We start from the raw sequence: 16,621 nt of genomic DNA, 5'->3' as shown, positions 1-16,621 counted from the left end.
AACATCACACACGAACAACCAAGCACCAGCAACCGCGTCGATTCAGACGCTGAAGCTGCTACCGCACCCACAGGTGGTCTTGGCGTTCGGATTGCGAATCACGAACTGCGCCCCGGTCAGGCTTTCGGTGTAGTCCACTTCGGCGCCCATCAGATACTGCAGGCTCAGCGGGTCCACCAGCAGCGTCACCCCGTCGGTAGCCACGGCCAGGTCGTCCTCGGCGCGGTTCTCGTCGAACTCGAAGCCGTACTGGAAGCCGGAACAGCCGCCACCCTGGATGTAGACACGCAACGCCAGCTCGGCGTTGCCTTCTTCCTGAATCAGCTCGCGCACCTTGCTGGCGGCGGCCACGGAAAAGTTCAGCGGCCGGTCGATGGACTGATAGTCCGGGGCCGGGGCGGCGGTGGGAAGCGAAACGAGCGTGCTCATGGCGTCAGCATGGGGGCCAGGCGGCCCCACTTCAAGCGCTGCTTGCCAAATCTGGCGCCCGCTTCAGCTGCAGGCCACACCCTCAGGCGTCGGCAGTCTCGGCCTGCAAGGCCTTGACCGGCTCGGCGCGGCCGGCCTCCGGTGCCGGCAACGCGGCGGTCGCGCCGGCGGTGGCGGCATGGATCAGGCGGCCGGTGAGCTGCGCACCGGCGCTCATCTCCACCACCTGGTAATGCACATTGCCCTGCACCCGCGCGTTGGCGGCCAGTTCGACCCGCTCGGCGGCATGCACGTCGCCGGTCAGCTGGCCATTGATGATCACCACCGGCGCGCGCACCTCGCCCTCGATGCTGCCCTGCTCGGCCACCGTCAAGGTGGCGCTGGCGCCGTCTTCGGCAATCACCTTGCCCAGAATGCGGCCTTCCACATATAGCCCGCCGCTGAACATCAGGTCGCCGCGGATGACCACCTGCGGCCCGATCAAGGTGTCGACCACGGTCTGCGCACCACGGTTGGATTTGTTTCCGAACATCAGCTACTCCCCCGCGCCATTCCCGGCGACTTTCCAGTCGAATGTCTGATTGACCGGCGCCCCATCGCCGCTCAGGGAGATTTTGACACGTTGCGGAGTGAAATCCTTCGGCAGGATCACGCTGCCGTCCAATTGCTGGAAATAGCGGAACGAGTACGGCTGCCCGGCCGCATCCGGCTTCTGGTGCAGCTCGTTCCAGCTCACCGTGACCAGCTTGCCGGCACGCACGCCTTCCACCGCAAAGCGCAGCTGGCCCTGGCTGATCGCGCCGCGGTTGAGGTTCTGGGTCAGCACCACGCTGTAGTTCCAGGTGCCGCCGGCCTCGGCGGTGAATTGTACCGAGTGCGCGTTCAGCCCCTTGCGCTGCGCGGTGGAGCCCACCAGGCGCTCGTAGAACGCCACATCCGCGCGCAGTGCGGCGATCTGCTCGTCGCGCTCGGCCAGCGAGGCCTGCACCTCGGTATTGGCGGCGCGGCTGATCTTGTCGGACATCGCCAGGTTGACCTGGCGCTGCTGCAGCTGCGCGATCTGCCGACGCTGCTGGGCCTGGTTGCGCTGCGCCTGCTGCAGCGCCGCCTCGGCCTGGACCAGACGCGGCGCGGCAGTGCGGCTGGCCATCCACCACGTCACGCCCAGCGACGCCAGCCATACCAGCGCAATCACCAGCCATAACCAGCGGCCGCGGGGACGGCCACCGCCGGAGTCACGTTGGACGATCTGAACGCGTGCGGCTGGTCGCATGGGCATCGGGTCCGGACGGGCCGGCGCAGTCATGGGCGGCGTAGTGTGCCAGAGCGCCACTGACCGTCGTGCTGGCGCTGGACCGGCGGTTATCCCAAAGTTCTGCGATAGTTCTGCAATTGTTTGCAGGGATCGACGACGCCATGAGCGAAGCCCATCTGTTCGTGATCGGCATCCTGCTGGCCTGGCTGGCCGGCATCCGTGTCTATCTCACCGTGTTCGGTGTCGGCCTGGCCGGCCTGCTCGGCTGGATCGAGCTGCCACCCGCCCTGCACCCGGCGCAATCGTGGTGGGTGCTGGGCACCTCCGGTGCACTGGCGGTGGCCGAATTCTTCGCCGACAAGATTCCCGGCGTGGATTCGGGCTGGGATCTGCTGCAGACGCTGGCACGCGTGCCGGCCGGCGCCTTCCTGGCCGCGGCTACGCTGTCGCCGGACGGTGATCTGAGCACCGGCGTGCTGGCCGCCGGCGCGGGCGTGGCGCTGACCAGCCATACCCTCAAGGCCGGTACCCGCGCCTTGCTCAATACCTCGCCGGAACCGGCCAGCAACTGGGTCGCCTCGCTGGCCGAAGACACCATCACCACCACCGCGCTGGCGCTGGCACTGGCGCACCCGTGGCTGGCACTCAGTGTTGCCGTGGGTTCCAGCGTGCTGGCCACGCTGGTGGTGTGGTGGGTGTGGCGCCTGCTGTGGCGGGGCATGCGCCGGCTGGTCGCGCCGATGCGTTCCACCACCACGCCGGCTGCACGTCGCTCCCCGCTATCGTGAAGTTCATCGCATAATCATCGCGACTGCAGGGAGTATCGATGGCCGCCCGAGATCCGGTTCCTTTCACCCGTGACGACACCGCCACGCGCAATCGTCCATTGCGCGCCGAAACGCCGCCGGCCGACTATTGGCGCCGCTGGGCCGACGAGGCCGCGGCGGCGGCCACCGTTGCCGAGCCGGTGAGCGCGGCCATCATTCCGGCACCGGCGCTCGCTGCCGCACCTGCACCGATCGTGCCGATGGCGCCAGCGCAGTCCGCTGCACAAGGCAGCAGCGCGCACGCGACGGCCGCGGCGCCGACGCCAACGACCGCCTCAACCCCGCGCGAGGGCGATGACAACGCCGCCGCCGACGCGCCGTACCGCGTGCTGATCGTCGAGGACGACCGCTCGCAGGCGCTGTTTGCGCAGAGCGTGCTGCACGGCGCCGGCATGCATGCACAGGTGGAAATGACCGCCGCCAGCGTGCCGCAGGCGATCCAGGACTACCACCCGGATCTGATCCTGATGGACCTGCACATGCCCGAGCTGGACGGCATCCGCCTGACCACCCTGATCCGCCAGCAGCCGGGCCAGCAGTTGCTGCCGATCGTGTTCCTGACCGGCGACCCCGATCCGGAGCGTCAGTTCGAAGTGCTCGACAGCGGCGCCGACGATTTTCTGACCAAGCCGATCCGCCCACGCCACCTGATCGCCGCGGTGTCCAACCGCATCCGCCGCGCCCGCCAACAGGCGCTGCAGCAGGCCGGCGAACCGGTCAGCGTGCGCAGCAATCCGGAAACCGGCCTGCCGACGCGCGGCCATGTGATGGAACTGCTCGCCGATGCGCTGGCGCGCAAGCAGGCCGGCGGGCTGTTCTTCATCGAAATCGCCAGCGCGCTCGGCCTGCGTGAACGCTACGGCTATGCCGCCTACGAGCGCCTGATGACCCAGGCCGGGCATCGCCTGGCCAGTGCCGCGCACCCGTATCCGCTGGCGCGCTTGAACGACAACAGCTTCCTGTTGCTGGGCGTGGACATGCCCGAATCCAGCCTGGAACAGCATGCGCTGGAGATCCGCCAGCGGCTGTCGGCGCATGCCTTCCCGGTGCGCGAGGAGGAATCGGTGCACGTGCGCTGCGCCATCGGCGTGGCACCGCTGGGCCTGGGCTTCGACGACACCGGCAGCGCGCTGGAAGCGGTCGAGCGCACCGCGCTGCAGGCACGCCTGCGCAGCGACGGCGTGCAGGCCTATCTGGCCCCCAGCCAGGCCGAACAACAGGAGCAACTGCGCCTGGTCGAAGGCCAGCTCGAACTGGCCTATCAACCGATCGTGGCGGTGGCCGGCGGCGACACCGCGCAATACCAGGTGCTGCTGCGGCTACGCCAGGCCGACGGCACGCTGCTGTCGGCCGGCCAGGTGATTCCCGCCGCCGAAGCGGCCGGACGCATCGCCGATCTCGACCAGCAGGTCATGGATCACGCGCTCGGCCTGCTGCATCTATACCAGCACGCCCACCCGCCGCTGCGGCTGTTCGTGTCGCAGTCGCCGCGCACGCTGGCGCGCGATGCCTTTGCCGACTGGCTGCTCAAGGCGCTGGTCGAGCGCGGCGTGGCCGGGCAATCGTTGATCGTCGACCTGCGCCTGGACGATGCCCTGATCCACGCGGTCACCGTGCAGCAGTTCTGCGCCAAATTGATGCCGGCCGGCGTGCAGTTCTGCCTGAGCCAGTTCGAGCCCGGCGACGAGGCCAACGCGCTGCTGGGCCAGTTGCCGCTGAGCTTCGTGCGCATGGCCAACCGCTTCGCCGATGCCCACGGCAACACGGCAGTCCGCGACGAACTGCGCAGCGTGATCAATATCGCCCATCAGCGCGGCCTGCTGATCATCGGCCAACGCATCGAAGATCCGCAGGCGGCTGCGGCGATGTGGATGAGCGGCGTGGACTTCATCCAGGGCAACCTGGTGCAGACGGTCGGCAAGGAACTGGACTTCGACTTCACGAACGCGGTGCTCTGAGTGACAGCGCGGGCAGGAGGCCTCCGCGCCTGGAGCAGCCTGGCCACGCTGACCGCGCTGGTCGCTGCGCTGGGTGCCGGCCTGCAGTGGTCGGCCATCGACGGGCCGTGGCGCGCAGTGACGGCGCTCTCTGCAGCACTGGCAGTGGTATTCGGCCTGGGCGCTGCCGTTGCCGGCTACCGCAGCGCGCGCACACAGCACGCCCTGTTGCAACGCCTGGAAGAAGCCGACCTCGCGCGTGAGCGCCTACAGCAGGAACTGCAGCGTCACGGCGCGCTCGAACAGGAACTGTTGCGCGCCAAGCAGGCCGCCGAGGCCGCCACGCTGGCCAAGGGCGAATTCCTGGCCACCATGAGCCACGAAATCCGCACCCCGCTCAACGGCATCATTCCGATGCTGGAACTGATCTCCAGCGGCCAGCTCAGCCTGGACCAGCGCGACATGCTGCAGACCGCCACCGGCAGCTCGCTGCAACTGCTGCGCATCGTCGACGACATCCTCGACTACTCCAAACTCGAGGCCAACAAGCTCGAACTGGAGATCACCACCTTCAACCTGCGCGAGCTGCTCGACGGCGTCGTGCAGCTGCTGCAGCGCACCGCCGAAGGCAAGCAGCTGCGCGTGGGGCTGGATATCGAACCGTCGGTGCGCCTGCTGGTGCGCGGCGACCCGATCCGCCTGCGCCAGGTGCTGGGCAACCTGATCGGCAATGCGATCAAGTTCACCGAGCGCGGCAGCGTCGACATCCAGCTGCGTCGCCTGGGCGAAACCCGCGCCCAGCATCTGCTGCGCTTCCAGGTGCGCGACACCGGCATCGGCATCGCCCCGGATCAGCAGGCACGCCTGTTCCGCTCCTTCGCCCAGGCCGACGCCTCCACCACGCGCCTGTACGGCGGCACCGGCCTGGGACTGGCGATCTGCAAGCGCATCATCGACCTGATGGGCGGCCGCATCGGCGTGGAGTCCGAGCCCGGGCGCGGCGCCACGTTCTGGTTCGAAATCCCGCTGCTCAAGGTCATCGGCGACCTGCAGCAGAACGCCGGCGCCGATGCCGCGCGGGTGATGGTGATCAGCTCCGACACCCGCCTGTTGCAGCGCCTCAAGCGCCTGCTGGACAGCTGGGGCGTATCGCACGTGCTGATGGAAACCACCCAGGAAGCGCTGGAGCGGGTGCGTCGCCACAGCGACAGCGAAGGCTTCCGCTGCGTCATCGCCGACCACGACACGCTGCGCTACAGCGCGCGCGCCGTGCATCGCGCACTCGCGCGCCCGGACGACCTCAGCGGCGCACGCCTGATCTGGCTGTACGGCGACGAGCCGGTGCCGTCCGAGCTGCAGGACAATGCCACCCTGGTGCCGCGCCAGAGCCCGGACGAGACCCTGCGCTCGCTGGTGCTGCCGCCCGAGCCGAGGCCGGCCCACGCGGCCACGCTGGCCGCGGCGATGATTCCCGAGCCGATGGCGCCGGCGCTGGCCAACGCGCGCGACGTGCGCATCCTGCTGGTGGAAGACAACCCGGTGAACCTGCTGGTCGCGCAGAAACTGCTGGCCGTGCTCGGCTTCGACGCCGATACCGCCACCGATGGCGAAGCCGCGCTGAGCAGCATGGAGTCCACCCGCTACGACATGGTCTTCATGGATTGCCAGATGCCGGTGCTGGACGGCTATGCCGCCACCCGCCGCTGGCGCGCGATGGAAACCGAGAGCGGCGGCCGCCCGATCCCGATCGTGGCGATGACCGCCAACGCCATGGCCGGCGATCGCGAACGCTGCCTGGCCGCCGGCATGGACGATTATCTGTCCAAACCGGTTGCCCGCGAGCAGCTCGACGCCTGCCTGCAGCGCTGGCTGCCGCGCCAACCGCTGCTGCCTGGCCCGGCCATCGGCAGCCAGGCAGCGGGCGATCCCGAAAGCGTCAGCGCCGCGCAGGCGCGCGCCCTGCCGATCCTGGACAACAGCGTGATCGATGAGCTGTACGAGGTGGCGGGCGCGGACACCATCACCATCCTGCAGCTGTTCCTGGAAGACGCACCCGGCATCATCGAGCGCCTGGAAACCGCAGCCACCAACCGCGACAGCATGCAGCTGCGCGATCTGGCGCATACGCTCAAATCCTCAAGCGCCAATGTCGGCGCCCAGGCGCTGGCCAATGCCGCGCGCCGGATCGAACTGGCCGCGCGCACCGGCACCATCGAACGCCCCTCGGTGATGGTGGCGCTGGTCATTGCCGAATACGCACGCGCCCGTCTGGCGCTGCTCGGCCAGGTCGCCCGCCTGCAGGCCAAGGCCCGCACAGTCGGCTGAACCGCGCAAGCCTGCAGCCGACGACAACAACCGCCAGGCAACACAGTCGAAGACATCCCGCGAAGAAAAATTCCGCCCTGCTCCCGCCGCGGCGAGAAGGCAGGTTTGCGTGCCACTGGCGTGCGTACCCTGGAGCGCCCGCGTCGCAGACGCGGGCCCGCGGAGAGAGGTGGCTGGGGGTTGAGGTGCGCGCGCATCCAAATGCGGCCAGCCACAGCGACAGCACGACACCCATGCAGCGCCTGCATGCTCCCCAGCAGTGCAAGCGCCTACTGACTCACCCTATTGCGCTGGTCCCGACACAACGCCGACCAGCACCGCGCTGAGCGCCCTCAGTCGTCCAGCTTGGTCAGCAGGTAATTCGGCTCGCCGATGCGCGCCACCAGATCCAGCTGCGTTTCCAGCCAGTCGATGTGCTCTTCTTCCGATTCCAGGATGTCCACCAGCAGCTGGCGGCTGACGTAGTCGTTGACGGTCTCCGCATAGGCGACGGCCTCGCGCAGCACAGCGACCGCCTCACGCTCCAGCGCCAGATCGCAGCGGAACATCTCGGTGGGGTTCTCGCCGATGCGCAGCTTGCCCAGCGCCTGGAAATTCGGAAGTCCTTCGAGAAACAGGATGCGGTCGGACAGCTTGTCCGCATGCTTCATCTCGTCGATGGATTCCTTGTACTCATGCTCGGCCAGTTCTTTCAGGCCCCAGTTCTTCAGCATCTTGGCGTGCAGAAAGTACTGGTTGATCGCAGTGAGTTCGTTGTAGAGCACCTTGTTGAGGTACTCGATGACCTTGGTATCGCCCTTCATGCGATGTCTCCGAGACAGTGAGCCGGCCGCACTGTAGCGCGTTGCCGCAGCGCATGAAGGAACGCGAATCGTGATCAGTTGCGCGACGCCTGCCCGCCCGCAGGTGGCCGGCAGATGGCCTGTTGCACGTAACGTGCGTATCGATCATTCGCCGAACGATCGCGCGCTGTCGATCGAACGGCAACCGCAGGGTTACGACCTGACCGCATGATGGTCAGCCAGGAAGGCGACCTATCGATCGCGCCTTGGCGGCGCGACAGAACGACGGTAGAGCGAGCCAGACCGGCAACCTGCTCGCGGCAGTCCGTTACCGACAGTGCGCGAGCACAGCGGAAGGCGCTCAGGCAGCGCTGGCAAGCCCCAGCATGGGCAACGGCAGCGCACGGCTCGCATGGGCCTGGCTCAGCACGTCGCCCGCCATTTCCAGGCACGACCCACAGTTCGAACCACAGCCGGTGCGCATGGTCAGCTCGGCCAGGCTGGCGCAGCCATTCTCGGCCGCTTCGCGGATCTGGTGGTCGGTGACCCCATTACAGATGCAGACGTACACGGTATCGGTCGGGTGCTGGCGATCCGGAGAGGACCGGCGCTGATTGCACCGCAAACGAGAATAGGTGTCAATTCCAAACGTTAATCATTATTAATCCGTACCGCACGAGGCCCGCCCCGCTTGCGTGGACGCTTGCGCGGACTGTCGTGCCCGGCCGCGCTGCTGCCCGGCAACCAGGCCTCCAGCGCGCGCTCGGGCATCACCCCGACCGCCGCAGAGCCCGCGATGGTCTGCGCCAGCGGAGCCAGATGACGCAGCGCGCGCGCATAGACCCCACGCTTGAACATCACCACATGCTCGACCGGATACCAGAAATCCACCCAGCGCCAGTGGTCGAACTCCGGCGTGTCGGTGTGGTCGAGCTTGAGATGGGATTCGTGGCCGGTGAACTGCAGCAGGAACCAGACCTGCTTCTGGCCGATGCAGACCTGACGCTCATTGCGCCGCACTGCCCGGCTCGGCAGGCGATAGCGCAGCCATCCGGGGGTGGCACCGAGCAATTCGACATGCTCGGGCAACAACCCGGTTTCTTCGCGCAACTCGCGGTACATGGCTTCTACGGGTGTCTCATCGGTATTCATGCCACCTTGCGGGAACTGCCAGCCGTCCCTGCGCACACGTCGTGCCCAGAACACCTGACCATCCTCTCGCATCAGCACGATGCCGACGTTTGGCCGGAAACCGTCCGGATCGATCACGATGCGGACTCCTGAAAATCTACTGTCACCGACTCTGCCACGGCGACGGCCGGCTCACAAGCTGAAAACGAAATGCTTGACAACACGCGGGCGCTTGGTAAGAATTACCGGCTCCCTAGGCTATGTAGCTCAGCCGGTTAGAGCACAGCACTCATAATGCTGGGGTCGGTGGTTCGAGTCCACCCATAGCCACCAAGGTTTTCAGGCCCACCTGGGCATGCAATACTCTTGGTTCAACACGTTTTATTGCCCCGTCGCCAAGCGGTAAGGCACCTGACTCTGACTCAGGCATTCGGTGGTTCGAATCCATCCGGGGCAGCCAAACACGAAAGGTCCGATCTGACGATCGGGCCTTTTTTGTTGCCCGATTACCGCTTGCCGGCATTCGTGCAGCAGGCATTCCCGCCCCAAGGCCGAACAGCGATCACCGAAGGCGGCACCCGCCCTGGTCGAAAATGGATCCCGGGTCAGACAGGCATCAACAGTCAGGCACAGAGCCCGGCCACCGCGGCATCAACCCATGCCGCCAGCGGCCGGTACACACGAGATGACCAGCCAGCGTTTGCGAAAGTCACCAGACCTGGGCAAGGAAAAATCTGCCTCGACATAGCAGGCCACCGACTGCAGGCGCCCACTGCGCAGGCCCCAAAAACGACAAAAGCCCGGCATCGCCGGGCTTTTGAAGCAGGCGCCCCGGCGAACCGGGACGCAACAAACGCAATGGATCAGCGCTTGGAGAACTGGGTCGCGCGACGAGCCTTGTGCAGGCCGACCTTCTTACGCTCGACTTCACGGGCGTCACGGGTCATGAAGCCGGCCTTGCGCAGCTCGGACTTCAGGGTTTCGTCGTACTCGACCAGCGCACGGGCGATGCCCAGACGGATCGCACCGGCCTGGCCGGTGGTGCCGCCGCCGGAGGCGGTGACCAGGATGTCGAAGCTTTCGGTGTTCTTGGTGAGTTCCAGCGGCTGACGCACGATCATGCGTGCAGTCTCACGGCCAAAGAACTCGTCCAGCGGACGGTCGTTGACGGTGATGTTGCCGGTACCCTTGCGCAGGAACACGCGAGCGGTGGAGGACTTGCGGCGGCCAGTGCCGTAGTTTTGCGTGATAGCCATGATTAGATATCCAGAACTTGCGGCTGCTGGGCGGCGTGCGGATGCTCGGCACCCGAATAGACCTTGAGCTTGCGGTACATGGTGCGGCCCAGGGGGCCCTTCGGCAGCATGCCCTTGACGGCGATTTCGATCACGCGCTCCGGGTGGCGCTGCAGCGCCTGCTCCAGGCTCTCGGTCTTGAGGTTACCGATGTAGCCGGTGAAGCGGTGATACTTCTTGTCTTTCAGCTTGTTGCCCGTGACCACGATCTTTTCGGCATTGATCACCACGAGGTAATCGCCGGTATCGACGTGCGGGGTATAAACCGGCTTGTGCTTGCCGCGCAGGCGGCGGGCCAGTTCGGTGGACAGACGGCCGAGCGTCTTGCCGGCGGCGTCAACGAGATACCAGTCGCGCTGGACGGTCTCGGACTTGGCGGTGAACGTAGTCATGAGAAAACTCTTGAGTGGTCGGGCGGATTGCAGCGGCAATGACCGCTGGAACTTTGCCACGCGTTGTGAAGGCGAAACAGAAGAGGCGGGATTGTACGGGACGATACAAGGCCACGCAAGTCGCCGGCCGGCCGGAGCGCCGGCGGTTGGCAGCGGCTCGGTCCGGGGCCAGAATCGGCGCATGACCCAGATCTCCTCTTTCCGACTGCATGGCCCGCTCGACCGGCTGCTGGTCGAAGCCCAGCGCGCGCTGGACACGGTATTCGGCAATCCGCCCGCCGAGCGGCCCAACCCGGCCGCCGACACCCCCGACGTCGCACTGGAACCGGACCAGCGTCGCCACGCCGCCGGCTTGATGCGGATCAACCACGTCGGCGAAGTCTGCGCGCAAGGCCTGTATTTCGGCCAGGCCGCGGTCGCCCGCGATGCCCACACCCAGCATCATCTGCTGGAGGCGGCGCAGGAAGAAACCGACCATCTGGCCTGGTGCGCCGACCGCCTGCACGAGCTGGACAGCCGCCCCAGCCTGTTCAACCCGCTCTGGTACGCCGGCAGCTACGCGCTCGGCGCCCTGGCCGGATTGCGCGGCGACGACTGGAGCCTGGGCTTCGTGGTCGAAACCGAGCGCCAGGTCGAGGCCCATCTGGATGAACACCTGGAAACCCTCCCCGAGGGCGACCAGCGCAGCCGCGCGATCCTGCGCGTGATGAAGATCGACGAAGCCCGCCACGCCGACCAGGCCGAACAGGCCGGCGCGCGCATCCTCCCGCCCCCGATCCCCAGCGCCATGGCCCTGGCCTCCAAGCTGATGAAAGCGGTGGCGTACCGGCTGTAGCCGGGGGGATTGGGGATTGGGGATTGGGGATTGGCGGCTGGCGGCTGGCGGCTGGCGGCTGGCGGCTGGCGGCGCCCAGCAAACCATGCCCCACATCTCGCAAAACCCCACTGAAGCAGAGCCCCCTTCTGTTAAGGGGGCGCGCCGAAGGCGGGGGGATAGGCTGCTACGAAGTGGGGCCCAAGGTTTGCTACGCAAACCTTGGGGGGTCAGGCCCACGCAGTGGGGCTGACCACGCAGGGCTGACCACGACTACCCCACCAGCTTCAGCCCGATCACCCCGGCCACGATCAGGCCGATGCAGGCCAGACGCGACCACGACGCGCTGTCGCCGAACAGCGCGATGCCGGCGATGGTCACGCCCAGCGCGCCGATCCCAGTCCAGATCGCGTAACCGGTGCCGACCGGAATGGTCTTCAGTGCCTGGGTCAGGAACCACAGGCTGATGCCCGCCAGACCGATCGTCAGCACGGTCGGCCACAGGCGGGTGAAGCCGTCGCTGTACTTCAGGCCCATGGCAAAACCGATTTCGAACAGGCCGGCCAGCAGCAGATAGATCCAGGGCATCGCATCACTCCTCACTTGAAAAACGCACAAAAAAAAAGCGGCCCAGTGTTTGCACACTGGGCCGCCGTCGGCTGTGGAACGCGAGGTCATCGCGTGGCGGGCCGTCCCGCCTTGATTCTTTCGCGCGCCTGCAGGCAGGTCGCGCAACAGCTCGCTCGCTGCGCTTACTCGCTCAGGTTGCGCCCGTGGAACAGTTCTTCGATCTCGCGCTTGAGCAGCGTTTCGATCTTCATGCGCTCCTTGAACGAGAGGTTCTTGGCGCGCTCCTCGAACAGGTACTGGTCCAGGTCGAAGTCTTTCAGGTGCATCTTGGTATGGAAGATGTTTTCCTGATAGACGTTCACGTCAAACATCTCGTAGCGCGACTTCACGTTTTTGGCGAGGAAGTGCTGGATCGAGTTGATCTTGTGGTCGATGTAGTGCTTCTTGCCCTTAACATCGCGGGTGAAGCCACGGACGCGGTAGTCCATGATCACGATGTCCGATTCCAGGCTCTCGATCAGGTAGTTCAGCGCCTTCAACGGCGAGATCACGCCGCACGTGGCGACGTCGATATCGGCGCGGAACGTGGCAATGCCTTCCTGCGGATGCGTCTCGGGGTATGTATGGACAGTGATATGACTTTTGTCCATATGAGCGACCACGGCATCGGAGATCAGCTCCTTGCCGGCCTGCTTCTTGTCGATGACGGGCTCTTCCGAGATCAGGATCGTGACCGATGCGCCCTGCGGATCGTAGTCCTGACGTGCGATATTGAGGATGTTGGCGCCAATGATCTCGGCAACATCGGTCAGGATCTGCGTCAGACGATCGGCGTCGTACTGCTCATCGATATATTCGATGTAGCGCTGACGCTCCTCTTCGGTACGCGCGTAACAGACGTCGTAGATGTTGAAGCTCAACGCCTTGGTGAGGTTGTTGAACCCCTGTAGCCTCAGGCGAGGCAACGGCTTGACCACGTCGGTCTGTCCTTATGGAAGGCGGGAAAGGAAACAATTATGAGCCAAAGATCCCAGCAACGAAATGCCGACGTTAAGAATGGTTTACCTTGCATGACTCATGCCGTTAAGCTTCAGGAATTACACGCGGAACTACCATGAGCCCAGGAAACACGACGGTTGTGACTACGACGGTACGTAACGCTACCCCTTCTCTGGCGCTGGACGCGGGCACGATCGAGCGTTTCCTGGCGCACAGCCATCGCAGGCGCTATCCGACCCGGACCGATGTGTTCCGGCCGGGAGACCCGGCTGGCACCCTCTATTACGTGATCAGTGGCTCGGTGAGCATCATTGCCGAGGAAGATGACGATCGTGAGTTGGTGCTGGGCTACTTCGGTAGCGGCGAGTTCGTCGGCGAGATGGGGTTGTTCATCGAATCCGATACCCGCGAGGTGATCTTGCGCACCCGCACCCAGTGCGAGCTGGCCGAGATCAGCTACGAGCGGCTGCAGCAGCTGTTCCAGACCAGTCTGTCCCCGGATGCGCCCCGCATCCTGTACGCGATTGGCGTTCAGCTGTCCAAGCGGTTGCTCGACACCACAAGGAAAGCCAGCCGCCTGGCATTCCTGGACGTGACCGACCGCATCGTGCGCACCCTGCACGACCTGTCCAAGGAGCCGGAAGCGATGAGTCACCCGCAGGGCACCCAGCTGCGCGTATCGCGGCAGGAACTGGCACGTCTGGTGGGTTGTTCGCGCGAGATGGCCGGGCGCGTGCTCAAGAAGCTGCAGGCCGACGGCCTGCTGCATGCACGCGGCAAGACCGTCGTGCTCTACGGCACCCGCTGACCGGTTGTGGTCGCGGCTGGTGCAGCACTGCACCGGCCGCAACTTGAACCGCATGCCGCACGGCATGCGGACTGATGCAGTCGGGCGCGCGGCGCCGCCGCGTGCTATGCATTACTAGGTGCTTACCCTTCCCTGCTGCTCCGGCCGGCTTGGCGTGACCAGTAAATCTTGGTGAACAGCCACTGGATGCGCGCGAATCAATCCGTGCCTCTGTGCGGTAGCTGCCAAGTTCGAATACCTGCCGTGCCCGCCAGGCTGCGCGCCGCTACCGGCGCCAGGCGCTACAGCGCCTTGCCACCGCGATCGCGACATCCCCAGTTGAGGATCGGCGTGCCGGCCGGCAGCACCTGCCGGAACAGCGCTTCGCGATTGGCCTTTGGATTGACCACCACCGGCGCGCGCGCGGCCTTCAACAGCGGCAGATCCGCGGTGCTGTCCGAATAGGCAATGGCGATGTCGGCATAGCCGCGCTCGCGCAGCATGCGCATCTTCTCTTCGTTGTGGCAGTGACGTCGCGCGGTGACCGCGCCCAGACGCGGACCGACCAGGCTGCCGATCACCGGCACGTCCTGATGGGCGACAAAGCCGAGAATGGCGCGCGCCAGTTCCGGCGGCGCGCCGGTGGCCACCACCACGCGGTCGCCGGCAGCGCGGTGGTCGGTGAACACCTTCAAGGCGTGCGGCAACAGGCGCTGCCGGATCTGCGCTTCATGCTTGAGCACGTACGCATCGATGAAGCGGTTGAACTCGCGCGTGCGGTGCAGGCCAAAGGTGGCGATCCACACATACCCGGACACGCCGCGGCGGCGGGTCGGCAGCATCGCCACCATCGGGCCGAGGATCGGCGAGGCCAACAGCGCCACCAGCAGACGCAAGAGGTTGCGCTTGATCAGCCAGGCGAACAGATGGCTGCCGGAGTCGCCGTCATACAGCGTGTGGTCGAAATCGAAGACCACCAGCGGTGCGTCGTCGCGCGGTACGGGATACGCCTCAGTCATGCGCAAAGAATAGCTGACGCAGCGACTCGCCGGGTTCGGCCGCGCGCATGAAGGTCTCGCCGACCAGAAACGCGTTCACGCCGTGGCTGCGCATCAACTGCACATCGTCCGGAGTGACGATGCCGCTTTCGGTGACCAGGATGCGGTCGCGCGGCACGGCGGCGCGCATGTCCAGCGTGGTCTGCAGCGTCACCTCGAAGGTGCGCAGATTGCGGTTGTTGATGCCCACCAGCGGCACCGGCACCTGCACCGCGCGCTCCAGCTCGTCGATGTCGTGCACTTCCACCAGCACGTCCAGGCCCAGTTGCATGGCCAGGCCGGAGAGCTCGGCCAGTTGCCCATCGTCCAGTGCCGAGACGATCAGCAGGATGCAATCGGCGCCGAGCACGCGCGCCTCGTAGACCTGGTAGGGGTCGACGGTGAAGTCCTTGCGCAGCACCGGCAGCGTGCAGGCCTCGCGCGCCTGGCGCAGATAGGCATCGGCGCCCTGGAAGAAGTCCACATCGGTCAACACCGACAGGCAGCTGGCGCCGCCGAATTCATAGCTGACCGCAATGTCGGCCGGGTGGAAGTCGGGCCGGATCACGCCCTTGGACGGGCTGGCCTTCTTCACCTCGGCGATCACCGCCGGCTCGCCGGCGGCGATGCTGGCCTGCATGGCGGCGGCAAACCCGCGCGTGAGCGGCAGGTCGGCGCTGCGCGCGATCAGCTCGGCCAGCGGCACGCGCGCACTGCGCTCGGCGATTTCTTCGGCCTTGCGGGCAAGGATGGTGTTGAGGATATCGCTCATCGTATCGGGTCCTGGCGGTCGGGCATTATCGGTCAAGACGGCCGCAACCGGCCGCCACGCGCCAGCCCCCAGCATGCCAGCGGTCATGATCAGGATGCCGCCGCATGCCTGCCGGTGCAGTGGGAGGGGTCAGGCCTGTGAGGCAATCTGCCGGGTGAAGGCGACATAGGCGTCCAGTCTTGCACGTGCCGAGCCATCGGCCAGGACCGCACGCGCACGCACGACGCCCTCGGCGATGCTGTCGGACACGCCTGCCACGTACAGCGCCGCACCGGCGTTGAGCGCGACGATGTCCAGCGCCGGGCCGGGCACATTGTCCAGCACCTGCAGCAGCATCGTGCGCGACTGCGCGGCATCGGCCACCTTGAGGTTGCGGCTGGCCGACATCGCAATGCCGAAATCCTCCGGATGCACTTCGTATTCGCGCACCTGGCCATCGCGCAGCTCGCCGACCAGGGTGCCGGCCCCCAGCGAAAGCTCGTCCATGCCATCGCGGCCCCACACCACCAGCGCACGCTCGGCACCGAGTTCCTGCAGCACGCGCGCCTGGATGCCGACCAGGTCCGGATGGAACACGCCCATCAGGATATTTGGCGAGCCGGCCGGATTGGTCAGCGGGCCGAGGATGTTGAAGATGGTGCGCACGCCCATTTCGCGGCGCACCGGCGCCACCACCTTCATGGCCGGATGATGCACCGGCGCATACATGAAGCCGATACCGGTCTGCGCCAGCGAGGCGGCGACCTGCTCGGGCTGCAGCTCGATCGCCGCGCCCAGCGCCTCCAGCGCGTCGGCACTGCCGGACTTGGACGAGACGCTGCGGTTGCCGTGCTTGGCGACCTTGGCACCGCCGGCGGCGGCCACGAACATGGCGCAGGTGGAGATGTTGAAGGTATGCGAGCCATCGCCGCCGGTGCCGACGATGTCGACCATATGCCGGCGATCACTCACTTCCACGCGACGCGAGAACTCGCGCATCACCGTGGCTGCGCCGGCGATCTCGCCGATGGTTTCCTTCTTGACCCGCAGCCCGGTGAGGATGGCCGCGACCATCATGTCCGAGACCTCGCCACGCATGATCTGGCGCATCAGCTCGACCATTTCGTCGTGGAAGATTTCGCGGTGTTCGATGGTGCGTTGCAGGGCTTCTTGCGGGGTGATGGGCATGGACGAGGACCGTGGCAAAACGTGGGAAAGATAGGCGGCAGCGAGCTTGATCGATCAATGCTGGCGCTGCAGTCGCGCATGGCGGCAATGCCATGCAGCGAC

The 16,621-nt window shown here is 66.0% G+C and carries 18 protein-coding genes and 2 tRNA genes; 7 read left to right on the top strand and 13 right to left on the bottom strand.

Features of this window, described 5'->3' with window-relative positions; translation table 11 throughout:
• Positions 1-42 precede the first annotated feature (42 nt).
• The 3 genes from erpA to ABQ039_RS02405 all read right to left on the bottom strand — a co-directional run bounded on the left by erpA (position 43) and on the right by ABQ039_RS02405 (position 1,702).
• Positions 43-429, bottom strand: a complete 387-nt coding sequence (gene erpA / locus ABQ039_RS02415) for an iron-sulfur cluster insertion protein ErpA (protein WP_024938186.1) — start codon at positions 427-429, stop codon at positions 43-45.
• 82 nt (positions 430-511) lie between these two features.
• A complete protein-coding gene (locus ABQ039_RS02410) occupies positions 512-961 on the bottom strand; it encodes a polymer-forming cytoskeletal protein (RefSeq protein ID WP_016902416.1) in 450 nt (149 codons plus the stop codon).
• A 3-nt stretch (positions 962-964) separates the two neighbouring features.
• Positions 965-1,702, bottom strand: coding sequence for a DUF6776 family protein (locus ABQ039_RS02405; protein WP_126965261.1), 738 nt, complete (start codon positions 1,700-1,702; stop codon positions 965-967).
• Between the two features lie 143 nt (positions 1,703-1,845).
• On the opposite strand from ABQ039_RS02405, the gene ABQ039_RS02400 reads away from it, so the two are divergent.
• Genes ABQ039_RS02400 through ABQ039_RS02390 form a run of 3 tightly spaced genes read left to right on the top strand, consistent with a single transcriptional unit; the run spans position 1,846 to position 6,773 of the window.
• Positions 1,846-2,472, top strand: a complete 627-nt coding sequence (locus tag ABQ039_RS02400; RefSeq protein ID WP_024938188.1) for a DUF4126 domain-containing protein — start codon at positions 1,846-1,848, stop codon at positions 2,470-2,472.
• 38 nt (positions 2,473-2,510) lie between these two features.
• Positions 2,511-4,469, top strand: coding sequence for an EAL domain-containing protein (locus ABQ039_RS02395; RefSeq protein ID WP_349778103.1), 1,959 nt, complete (start codon positions 2,511-2,513; stop codon positions 4,467-4,469).
• 39 nt (positions 4,470-4,508) lie between these two features.
• The gene (locus ABQ039_RS02390; protein WP_349778217.1) at positions 4,509-6,773 is read left to right on the top strand and encodes an ATP-binding protein; all 2,265 of its coding nucleotides are present in this window, start codon (positions 4,509-4,511) and stop codon (positions 6,771-6,773) included.
• A gap of 332 nt (positions 6,774-7,105) precedes the next feature.
• Here the strand turns inward: ABQ039_RS02390 and bfr are convergent, their stop codons facing one another.
• The 3 genes from bfr to ABQ039_RS02375 all read right to left on the bottom strand — a co-directional run bounded on the left by bfr (position 7,106) and on the right by ABQ039_RS02375 (position 8,824).
• A complete protein-coding gene (gene bfr, locus ABQ039_RS02385) occupies positions 7,106-7,576 on the bottom strand; it encodes a bacterioferritin (RefSeq protein WP_005990707.1) in 471 nt (156 codons plus the stop codon).
• 340 nt (positions 7,577-7,916) lie between these two features.
• A complete protein-coding gene (locus ABQ039_RS02380; RefSeq protein ID WP_024938191.1) occupies positions 7,917-8,126 on the bottom strand; it encodes a bacterioferritin-associated ferredoxin in 210 nt (69 codons plus the stop codon).
• 80 nt (positions 8,127-8,206) lie between these two features.
• Positions 8,207-8,824 carry an RNA pyrophosphohydrolase gene (locus ABQ039_RS02375; protein WP_024938192.1) on the bottom strand — a complete coding sequence of 206 codons (618 nt, stop codon included), beginning with the start codon at positions 8,822-8,824 and terminating at the stop codon, positions 8,207-8,209.
• A gap of 118 nt (positions 8,825-8,942) precedes the next feature.
• Between ABQ039_RS02375 and ABQ039_RS02370 the strand changes: the two genes are divergently transcribed.
• Both ABQ039_RS02370 and ABQ039_RS02365 read left to right on the top strand, forming a co-directional pair.
• A tRNA-Met gene (locus ABQ039_RS02370) sits at positions 8,943-9,019 on the top strand.
• 52 nt (positions 9,020-9,071) lie between these two features.
• Positions 9,072-9,146 (top strand) — tRNA-Gln (locus tag ABQ039_RS02365).
• A gap of 403 nt (positions 9,147-9,549) precedes the next feature.
• Here the strand turns inward: ABQ039_RS02365 and rpsI are convergent.
• Positions 9,550-9,942 carry a 30S ribosomal protein S9 gene (rpsI, locus tag ABQ039_RS02360; RefSeq protein WP_016902423.1) on the bottom strand — a complete coding sequence of 131 codons (393 nt, stop codon included), beginning with the start codon at positions 9,940-9,942 and terminating at the stop codon, positions 9,550-9,552.
• Positions 9,943-9,944: 2 nt separating this feature from the next.
• Positions 9,945-10,373: a 50S ribosomal protein L13 gene (gene rplM, locus ABQ039_RS02355; RefSeq protein WP_003483082.1), complete on the bottom strand. Its 429-nt coding sequence runs from the start codon at positions 10,371-10,373 to the stop codon at positions 9,945-9,947.
• Positions 10,374-10,554: 181 nt separating this feature from the next.
• Here rplM and coq7 point away from each other — a divergent pair, with 181 nt between their 5' ends.
• Positions 10,555-11,208 (top strand): 2-polyprenyl-3-methyl-6-methoxy-1,4-benzoquinone monooxygenase, encoded by a 654-nt coding sequence (coq7, locus tag ABQ039_RS02350; RefSeq protein ID WP_102250951.1) that lies wholly within the window; start codon positions 10,555-10,557, stop codon positions 11,206-11,208.
• A 252-nt stretch (positions 11,209-11,460) separates the two neighbouring features.
• Here coq7 and ABQ039_RS02345 read toward each other — a convergent pair whose 3' ends face one another.
• Positions 11,461-11,775, bottom strand: coding sequence for a multidrug efflux SMR transporter (locus ABQ039_RS02345; RefSeq protein WP_003483069.1), 315 nt, complete (start codon positions 11,773-11,775; stop codon positions 11,461-11,463).
• Between the two features lie 164 nt (positions 11,776-11,939).
• Positions 11,940-12,734, bottom strand: coding sequence for an adenosylmethionine decarboxylase (gene speD / locus ABQ039_RS02340; protein WP_005990692.1), 795 nt, complete (start codon positions 12,732-12,734; stop codon positions 11,940-11,942).
• A 137-nt stretch (positions 12,735-12,871) separates the two neighbouring features.
• Between speD and crp the strand changes: the two genes are divergently transcribed.
• Positions 12,872-13,564, top strand: a complete 693-nt coding sequence (crp, locus tag ABQ039_RS02335; protein ID WP_024938194.1) for a cAMP-activated global transcriptional regulator CRP — start codon at positions 12,872-12,874, stop codon at positions 13,562-13,564.
• Between the two features lie 281 nt (positions 13,565-13,845).
• Here crp and ABQ039_RS02330 read toward each other — a convergent pair whose 3' ends face one another.
• Genes ABQ039_RS02330 through trpD form a run of 3 tightly spaced genes read right to left on the bottom strand, consistent with a single transcriptional unit; the run spans position 13,846 to position 16,519 of the window.
• The gene (locus tag ABQ039_RS02330; RefSeq protein ID WP_349778102.1) at positions 13,846-14,562 is read right to left on the bottom strand and encodes a haloacid dehalogenase-like hydrolase; all 717 of its coding nucleotides are present in this window, start codon (positions 14,560-14,562) and stop codon (positions 13,846-13,848) included.
• Positions 14,555-15,427 carry an indole-3-glycerol phosphate synthase TrpC gene (gene trpC, locus ABQ039_RS02325; protein ID WP_374057853.1) on the bottom strand — a complete coding sequence of 291 codons (873 nt, stop codon included), beginning with the start codon at positions 15,425-15,427 and terminating at the stop codon, positions 14,555-14,557. Before trpC ends, ABQ039_RS02330 begins: the two co-directional genes overlap by 8 nt.
• A 54-nt stretch (positions 15,428-15,481) precedes the next feature.
• Positions 15,482-16,519, bottom strand: a complete 1,038-nt coding sequence (trpD, locus tag ABQ039_RS02320) for an anthranilate phosphoribosyltransferase (protein ID WP_046345540.1) — start codon at positions 16,517-16,519, stop codon at positions 15,482-15,484.
• Positions 16,520-16,621 lie beyond the last annotated feature (102 nt).

The organism is Xanthomonas sp. WHRI 6108 (assembly GCF_040202385.2).
GTDB classification, from domain to species: domain Bacteria; phylum Pseudomonadota; class Gammaproteobacteria; order Xanthomonadales; family Xanthomonadaceae; genus Xanthomonas; species Xanthomonas arboricola.
The sequence above is the reverse complement of the archived record's forward strand: the minus strand, read 5'-3'. Positions and strand labels throughout refer to the sequence as shown.

Coding starts and splice junctions, on each gene's coding strand:
- ABQ039_RS02410 (WP_016902416.1), bottom strand. CDS start 961: ATGTTCGGAAACAAATCCAACCGTGGTGCGCAGACCGTGGTCGACACC.
- ABQ039_RS02330 (WP_349778102.1), bottom strand. CDS start 14,562: ATGACTGAGGCGTATCCCGTACCGCGCGACGACGCACCGCTGGTGGTC.
- crp (WP_024938194.1), top strand. CDS start 12,872: ATGAGCCCAGGAAACACGACGGTTGTGACTACGACGGTACGTAACGCT.
- ABQ039_RS02400 (WP_024938188.1), top strand. CDS start 1,846: ATGAGCGAAGCCCATCTGTTCGTGATCGGCATCCTGCTGGCCTGGCTG.
- trpC (WP_374057853.1), bottom strand. CDS start 15,427: ATGCTGGGGGCTGGCGCGTGGCGGCCGGTTGCGGCCGTCTTGACCGAT.
- bfr (WP_005990707.1), bottom strand. CDS start 7,576: ATGAAGGGCGATACCAAGGTCATCGAGTACCTCAACAAGGTGCTCTAC.
- ABQ039_RS02345 (WP_003483069.1), bottom strand. CDS start 11,775: ATGCCCTGGATCTATCTGCTGCTGGCCGGCCTGTTCGAAATCGGTTTT.
- trpD (WP_046345540.1), bottom strand. CDS start 16,519: ATGCCCATCACCCCGCAAGAAGCCCTGCAACGCACCATCGAACACCGC.
- ABQ039_RS02405 (WP_126965261.1), bottom strand. CDS start 1,702: ATGCGACCAGCCGCACGCGTTCAGATCGTCCAACGTGACTCCGGCGGT.
- rpsI (WP_016902423.1), bottom strand. CDS start 9,942: ATGGCTATCACGCAAAACTACGGCACTGGCCGCCGCAAGTCCTCCACC.
- rplM (WP_003483082.1), bottom strand. CDS start 10,373: ATGACTACGTTCACCGCCAAGTCCGAGACCGTCCAGCGCGACTGGTAT.
- coq7 (WP_102250951.1), top strand. CDS start 10,555: ATGACCCAGATCTCCTCTTTCCGACTGCATGGCCCGCTCGACCGGCTG.
- ABQ039_RS02395 (WP_349778103.1), top strand. CDS start 2,511: ATGGCCGCCCGAGATCCGGTTCCTTTCACCCGTGACGACACCGCCACG.
- erpA (WP_024938186.1), bottom strand. CDS start 429: ATGAGCACGCTCGTTTCGCTTCCCACCGCCGCCCCGGCCCCGGACTAT.